The sequence below is a fragment of the Mesorhizobium sp. M4A.F.Ca.ET.090.04.2.1 genome, from assembly GCF_003999085.1.
In the GTDB taxonomy this organism is placed as follows: Bacteria; Pseudomonadota; Alphaproteobacteria; order Rhizobiales; family Rhizobiaceae; genus Mesorhizobium.
Genome location: NZ_RZOT01000447.1, coordinates 1 through 5,161, shown reverse-complemented (window position 1 = coordinate 5,161; position 5,161 = coordinate 1). Strand labels below are relative to the sequence as shown.

The 5,161-nt window shown below is 55.6% G+C and carries 11 protein-coding genes; 3 read left to right on the top strand and 8 right to left on the bottom strand.

Annotated features, from left to right (window positions below):
• The first annotated feature begins 135 nt into the window (after positions 1 to 135).
• Complete coding sequence (locus EN781_RS25255) at positions 136 to 441, top strand: hypothetical protein (protein WP_127400436.1); 306 nt, start codon at positions 136 to 138, stop codon at positions 439 to 441.
• A gap of 397 nt (positions 442 to 838) precedes the next feature.
• On the opposite strand, the gene EN781_RS25250 is transcribed toward EN781_RS25255, so the two are convergent.
• The 4 genes from EN781_RS25250 to EN781_RS25235 all read right to left on the bottom strand — a co-directional run bounded on the left by EN781_RS25250 (position 839) and on the right by EN781_RS25235 (position 1,853).
• Complete coding sequence (locus EN781_RS25250) at positions 839 to 1,018, bottom strand: hypothetical protein (protein ID WP_127400435.1); 180 nt, start codon at positions 1,016 to 1,018, stop codon at positions 839 to 841.
• 32 nt (positions 1,019 to 1,050) lie between these two features.
• Positions 1,051 to 1,254: a hypothetical protein gene (locus EN781_RS25245; protein WP_127400434.1), complete on the bottom strand. Its 204-nt coding sequence runs from the start codon at positions 1,252 to 1,254 to the stop codon at positions 1,051 to 1,053.
• A gap of 2 nt (positions 1,255 to 1,256) precedes the next feature.
• Complete coding sequence (locus EN781_RS34895) at positions 1,257 to 1,526, bottom strand: hypothetical protein (protein ID WP_127400433.1); 270 nt, start codon at positions 1,524 to 1,526, stop codon at positions 1,257 to 1,259.
• Positions 1,527 to 1,652: 126 nt separating this feature from the next.
• Positions 1,653 to 1,853 (bottom strand): hypothetical protein, encoded by a 201-nt coding sequence (locus tag EN781_RS25235; RefSeq protein WP_127400432.1) that lies wholly within the window; start codon positions 1,851 to 1,853, stop codon positions 1,653 to 1,655.
• A 68-nt stretch (positions 1,854 to 1,921) separates the two neighbouring features.
• On the opposite strand from EN781_RS25235, the gene EN781_RS34890 reads away from it, so the two are divergent.
• Both EN781_RS34890 and EN781_RS35525 read left to right on the top strand, forming a co-directional pair.
• Positions 1,922 to 2,104 carry a hypothetical protein gene (locus EN781_RS34890; RefSeq protein ID WP_127400431.1) on the top strand — a complete coding sequence of 61 codons (183 nt, stop codon included), beginning with the start codon at positions 1,922 to 1,924 and terminating at the stop codon, positions 2,102 to 2,104.
• Positions 2,101 to 2,586 (top strand): hypothetical protein, encoded by a 486-nt coding sequence (locus EN781_RS35525; protein ID WP_245492651.1) that lies wholly within the window; start codon positions 2,101 to 2,103, stop codon positions 2,584 to 2,586. Before EN781_RS34890 ends, EN781_RS35525 begins: the two co-directional genes overlap by 4 nt.
• Before the next feature lie 158 nt (positions 2,587 to 2,744).
• Here EN781_RS35525 and EN781_RS25220 read toward each other — a convergent pair whose 3' ends face one another.
• The 4 genes from EN781_RS25220 to EN781_RS25205 form a co-directional block, all read right to left on the bottom strand.
• Positions 2,745 to 3,299 (bottom strand): hypothetical protein, encoded by a 555-nt coding sequence (locus EN781_RS25220; RefSeq protein ID WP_127400430.1) that lies wholly within the window; start codon positions 3,297 to 3,299, stop codon positions 2,745 to 2,747.
• A complete protein-coding gene (locus EN781_RS25215; RefSeq protein ID WP_210213498.1) occupies positions 3,296 to 3,826 on the bottom strand; it encodes a hypothetical protein in 531 nt (176 codons plus the stop codon). The genes EN781_RS25220 and EN781_RS25215 overlap by 4 nt, the downstream gene beginning before the upstream one ends.
• A gap of 7 nt (positions 3,827 to 3,833) precedes the next feature.
• Positions 3,834 to 4,490: a hypothetical protein gene (locus EN781_RS25210; protein ID WP_127400428.1), complete on the bottom strand. Its 657-nt coding sequence runs from the start codon at positions 4,488 to 4,490 to the stop codon at positions 3,834 to 3,836.
• An 81-nt stretch (positions 4,491 to 4,571) separates the two neighbouring features.
• Positions 4,572 to 4,880, bottom strand: a complete 309-nt coding sequence (locus EN781_RS25205) for a hypothetical protein (protein WP_145965616.1) — start codon at positions 4,878 to 4,880, stop codon at positions 4,572 to 4,574.
• Positions 4,881 to 5,161: the final 281 nt, after the last annotated feature.

Here is a 5,161-nt window from a genome sequence, read left to right as displayed (position 1 = left end):
CGCATGGACCGGGGAAATCTCCCCGGACGAAGCGAAGCAATTGCTAGAGGCTATTACCGCCTCGAAAAATATCGTTGAAGACGCCGACTTGCTCCGTCGAGTGGAACGACTCGAAGTGACCAAGCGAGGCTAAACATGCGTCCCGCTGCCCGTCTCGCCCTGGCTAAACGTCTCGACAAGATCGCTCCCGGCCGAGACGGTCGCATCATGCGCGACGGGCAATTATCCCGCGACGCACAAGCCTTGCTTGACGCGGTAAATATCACGCTCGCAATGCACTCAACGCCGGCTGATAAATACGCCTACAGCCTGACAAATGAAGGCGCTGCATTGGCCGCCCAATTGTTCCAAGCAACCACACCCGCCGAAAGCGTTGATGTAATTATCCCGACGGATGAACCGATAATCGCACAGGCCAAATACCGGGATTGGGCCGGTTGATTTCCAGCCACAGCGCGTGAGCAGCGGTTGTCCGAATAGACGCCAGAGCAGACGATCGGCGACAAATCCCCAACGAATTCAAAGGCCCACGATCCCCATCGACCCAGACGGGAAGGGCAGGGGTATAGGCGGGGGTAAATTTGATTTCCGCTGGTCAATTCCTTGGCTGCTTGGTGGATTTCCAGCCCTACAGGTCCGCCTCGGTCGCAGCGCTACGGGGCGCCTATTCACCCTTCGTTCACTATATTAGCGCAAGCTGATAAACGGACATGGAGGGTACAGCGTACATGCCTAAAGCCCTAGCGCCGATACACCCCTCAGCGCTGGGGCTTTTTAACCTCCAGAGGTAACGCTACGGGCCTGTGGCCCTTCCCCTACGGGTGGGGTGGGTAGTGCTTCAATGGTTGGCCTTGCCGGGATGTCCTGCCGCTGCCATTTGCTTGTTGAACGCTGCGGCCTCTTGCTCCGTTTCGAATGGACGGGCGGTAGCCGTTCCATCGGGAGCGATGACTACAGCCATGTATGGCAGGCCGTTCGATGGTGGGTGATAGACGGCATAGATCGTGCTGCGCTTCATTCCCTCATGCTACCGGGGCTCAAAGACTTCGCCTAGCCTTGCGTTGAATTCAAAAGCCGATCTCGGTGAGCGACGTGCAGAAGTTGCATCTGCTCGAACAGCTTCAAAAGCTCTTCGGCTAGGTCTGTCCTAAAGCCCTTGTGATGGAAGTCGGCAACAATCTCGCGCTGGCGCGCAATGTGTCGCTCGCCCAAAAGCACATGCTGCTCCAGCATCGCCAGAACGGTTTCCCTCATCGCTAAGCGATATCAGATTTCTCGCGCTTCTTATAGGGACCGCACTTGCCTGGCTTCGGCGACAACAGGGCCGCCGGCTTTTCACCTTTAGGGACGGCGGACGTTTCAAACATGGTCCGTACTGGTTTCTGCAACAGGGCTTCAGACAACTCGAGCACGCTGTAGCACGTCGCCATCCGTGTGGCGGAGCGCCCTATTGAACGCTCTGTCGCGGCAACGATCCGGAGAGCCTTGAGATATAGCTTTCGGGTTCCGAACAACGTGGCGGCCATCGCCTGCACCCCTGCATTCATGGCGCTTTGGTCACCGGCCTAAAGTAGGAGCCAAATTTTTCAAATTCAAATTGAGACCTCTTGAGCGGGGCTGCGATGCGCCGGACGCGCAATGTCGAACACTCATCAGTTGAATGTGCGCAGGAAGTCCAGATGCATTTCAAGTTCGCGTTGCACCGCCTCGAAGTCTTGCAAGAGCCCTCGGGCCACTTCGGTCCGGTGGCCGTCGAGCGTCATCTCGTCGATGAGTTTGCGCTGGCGAGCAATGCATGCCCTGCCTTCGCGAACGTGGCGTTCTCCCTTTTCCACCTTGGTCTCGGTGCTCATGCTGAGACAAAGACAGCTGATGGCCTTAGGTTCCGCCGCCCCAACGGAACATTTGCTCGCTCCTAGAGTTGGTCGGCATGGACACTTGGACTTCCCTCGATATCAGCGCGGCAGCCCTGAAACGGGCGCAAAAGCTTCGCGAGGAAAATGACCATGTCCGGAAGCAGGCGGCGGCGGAATTGGCCAGGGCTCGCGAACTGATTGCCGATATTGCCGAGCTTCTGGGTGCTCGCGGCCTGAGGCGCCGTTGAACCGTGGGGATGTCACCGGGAAGCGTGGCGTTCATCCACTGGAACGGACAAGGCCGCTGAACTTAGGTCAGCTCGATCAAATGCCTGATGAGGTCATCGGGCATAACAGGCTTCACAAGACGCTGAACGCCCGAAAATTCGCTTGGGACAATGGTCCGGTCATACCCGGTGACGAATATGAACGGGATACCGTGCGCCTGCAATTCGACCGCGACGGCGAAAGTCGCGGCAGCACCAAGCTTTATGTCAACCGTGGCGCATTCCACGTCCTCGCTGGCGATTTTCTTCGATGCATCTTCAGGATTAGCCACCGGGCCAATGACCCTGCCGCCAGCTTCCCTGATCGCCTCTTCGAGTTCCGCTGCGATCAGATACTCGTCCTCTACGACAAGGACTCGGCGTCCCTGCAGGGGCGCTGCGGGCTGGCCCGTCGCGGGGAGGACGTGGCGAAGAGCCTTCTGGGGACCCAAGAGCGGCGCTGAGCAGCAAACATTCAAACAGACGCCGGCTCGAATAGGCCAGCGGCAAATTGCAACGAATTCAACGATTAACTAAGTCGCCTATGCAACGGGTGCGGGGCGGGGTAATTGCAGGGGTAGATTAGATCGCGCTTGACACAGCTTGCCACCCGCGTTCCGGTTCAATGTTTGATGGACGCCAAAAGCTCCGACATCGCTTTGAATCCGTTGATCGCATCTACCTCCAGCAACTTCAAAGGGCGGAGCGGGTTTGATTCCTGCTCTTGATCACAGGGAAGCGTACCCCAAAATCCACCTCTGTATATGCTGTCCATTTCATCAAGAACGGCCTTTTCATAGTCACTCTTGGAGAGCACAGGCGGCGCGTTTGAGTTGCCCTTTGCAATGCTTTGTGCTTGCGCCGCGTCCACGTACGTTCCTGACACCCTTTTGCCGGGCAGGATTGTCAACTTGAGTATCACGCCCGTCGACGCGTAGGTGTTTGAGGCTAAATCCGCAAGCTTGGACCACCCAGGCAGGAACAGCTTGTTGTCTCGCACACAAAAGTCTCGATAGACCAACGCGGTGTCGTTTATCGACAAATCGTCAAGGGTGGTTGTCCCCACTGCTTTTTTCATAGTGTCGCTGTCTGTATCGACTAAGAATTGTGCGTTGGCTTGAACGGACGACAGCGCAGCGATCCAAACGGCGAAACCACCAGACACCCACTTCATCATTTGGAATCGTCCAGTTGGATAGCTTGAATCGATGGGACTAGGCCGACCATAGCGGATCCATATTTGTCAAACCCGACCACGTATTGCCCGCAATCTTTCAGCTGATAGGCAGCGTCAACCGTAGCCGCAGCCTGCTTTGGATCGGCCATCACAACAGTAACGGGAGCTGCGCCCGCCTTCTTGAAGAAGGTTTTTCCAATCGGTCCGTCGTCTCGCACCGCTTCGGCGACAATCTGAACGTCCCATTTGAGCGCATTGTTGCAGCTTGCCACAAGCGGGTTTTCATTTGACGATGGGCTATCGGCGCATTTGTTTTTCGTGAAAAGCAACTTCTTTCGATCCAGCGAAAAAGAATCGCCAGTGCACGGCTTGAAGGTGACAACGTCACCCGCCCAGGCAACCACAAATCCGATGACGCCACTTTCGCCCTTCACTTCGTAAGGTCCGGCGCTTTTAACGAGAGCAACCGCAACGTTCCAGTCGTCGGTCTTATCTTGCCCGTATACCGGACAGATGCCGAGGGCCAATACCCCGCTAACTTGTACAAATCTTCTCAGCATCGATGTCCCTCCTGACCTTATCAGCCGTGTAAGTGATACGCCCGTCTTTGTTGACCACGAACAGCGTTCCGTGATTGCACGGATCGACCTCGCTTCGACACATAAGAAACATTTGGTCAGGCAGCCCAATAATTTGGCGCAATCGCCTTCCATCGCGGCATGCCCGGTAGAGGTCGGCCACCACCTTCTCATCATTACCCGAACTACCCAGCGTCGGAATGCTTTGCGATTTGGACCCTTTCCAAACGTTGTGGGCCATATCTTCAGCAGCATCCACGGCCGCACCCTTGATGACGAATAGGAGACACACGAACAGCAAGGCCGATACGAAAGCGATGATCGCTGCAATCGTCTTATTGCGCTTGTCGTTCTGGTCTTTGGCATACAATTCGAAAAGGAAGGCAGCTAAAGTCAGAACCGCAAGCAAAAAGAAAAGAGCCAACACATAGAACGCCTGCAATGGCACGAAAGCGTAAACCAACACGGTTGTGAAGCTGATATCAATTTGGGTGGCGTCGATCCCGAATTCACCCAAATACGAGGTCAAATAGGCCCAGCCGCTAAAATAGACCAACGCTACCGGAATTGCGGCAATGACAGCATCAACAAGTGCTGCGCGAACCCCGCCCACTGTCCCACCTCCCGCTTAATCGAAGCCCTGTTTGGAGATTAGACGACATCTGCCGGAGCATTCAATATAACGCTCGCGTTGTCAGCGATAAGGTTGATAGAGCGTCATTCCCCAAATCGTCTGGTCCCGGTAGGCAGCTCGCGCACTGTTGATTGCAGATTCAAGCTTTGACCAACGATCATCATCAGCCACGGCTGCGAAAATCGGGTCGCTCAAATCACTTCCCGCAGGCAGCGACTTTCGTAAGCTAAGACCGTCTTTTATTGCGTTGGTCACGCATGCCGCCGCCCCGGTGAGATTGTCGCTGTTTAGCTCGATGCATCGGTCTTTGAGCGGGGACGCTTCGAGCGGGTAGATGGTCGAGAAAGCATCTAACGTTCTAACCGCCACGTCTGCATCGGGAAGACATTTGGCAATCTCGGTGAAAGCCTTAGACGTTTTCTGACACGCTTCTAGTGCGCGAGGGTCTGCCTGCCCCGCAACGGCCGACGTAGCGATTATCGCTGCTAACGCTGACAGAATGGTTCGCACAATGTTGCCCCTACCGATTTCCCGGAAGGCAGCTTGTCACGACTAGGACCGAATTCGCAAGCGATGGATGGTGCCGCCTGAGGGACTCGAACCCCCGACCAATAGTTTACAAAACTACTGCTCTACCATCTGAGCTAAGG

Coding starts and splice junctions, on each gene's coding strand:
- EN781_RS25250 (WP_127400435.1), bottom strand. CDS start 1,018: ATGAAGCGCAGCACGATCTATGCCGTCTATCACCCACCATCGAACGGC.
- EN781_RS25245 (WP_127400434.1), bottom strand. CDS start 1,254: ATGAGGGAAACCGTTCTGGCGATGCTGGAGCAGCATGTGCTTTTGGGC.
- EN781_RS25255 (WP_127400436.1), top strand. CDS start 136: ATGCGTCCCGCTGCCCGTCTCGCCCTGGCTAAACGTCTCGACAAGATC.
- EN781_RS34895 (WP_127400433.1), bottom strand. CDS start 1,526: ATGGCCGCCACGTTGTTCGGAACCCGAAAGCTATATCTCAAGGCTCTC.
- EN781_RS25220 (WP_127400430.1), bottom strand. CDS start 3,299: ATGATGAAGTGGGTGTCTGGTGGTTTCGCCGTTTGGATCGCTGCGCTG.
- EN781_RS25235 (WP_127400432.1), bottom strand. CDS start 1,853: ATGAGCACCGAGACCAAGGTGGAAAAGGGAGAACGCCACGTTCGCGAA.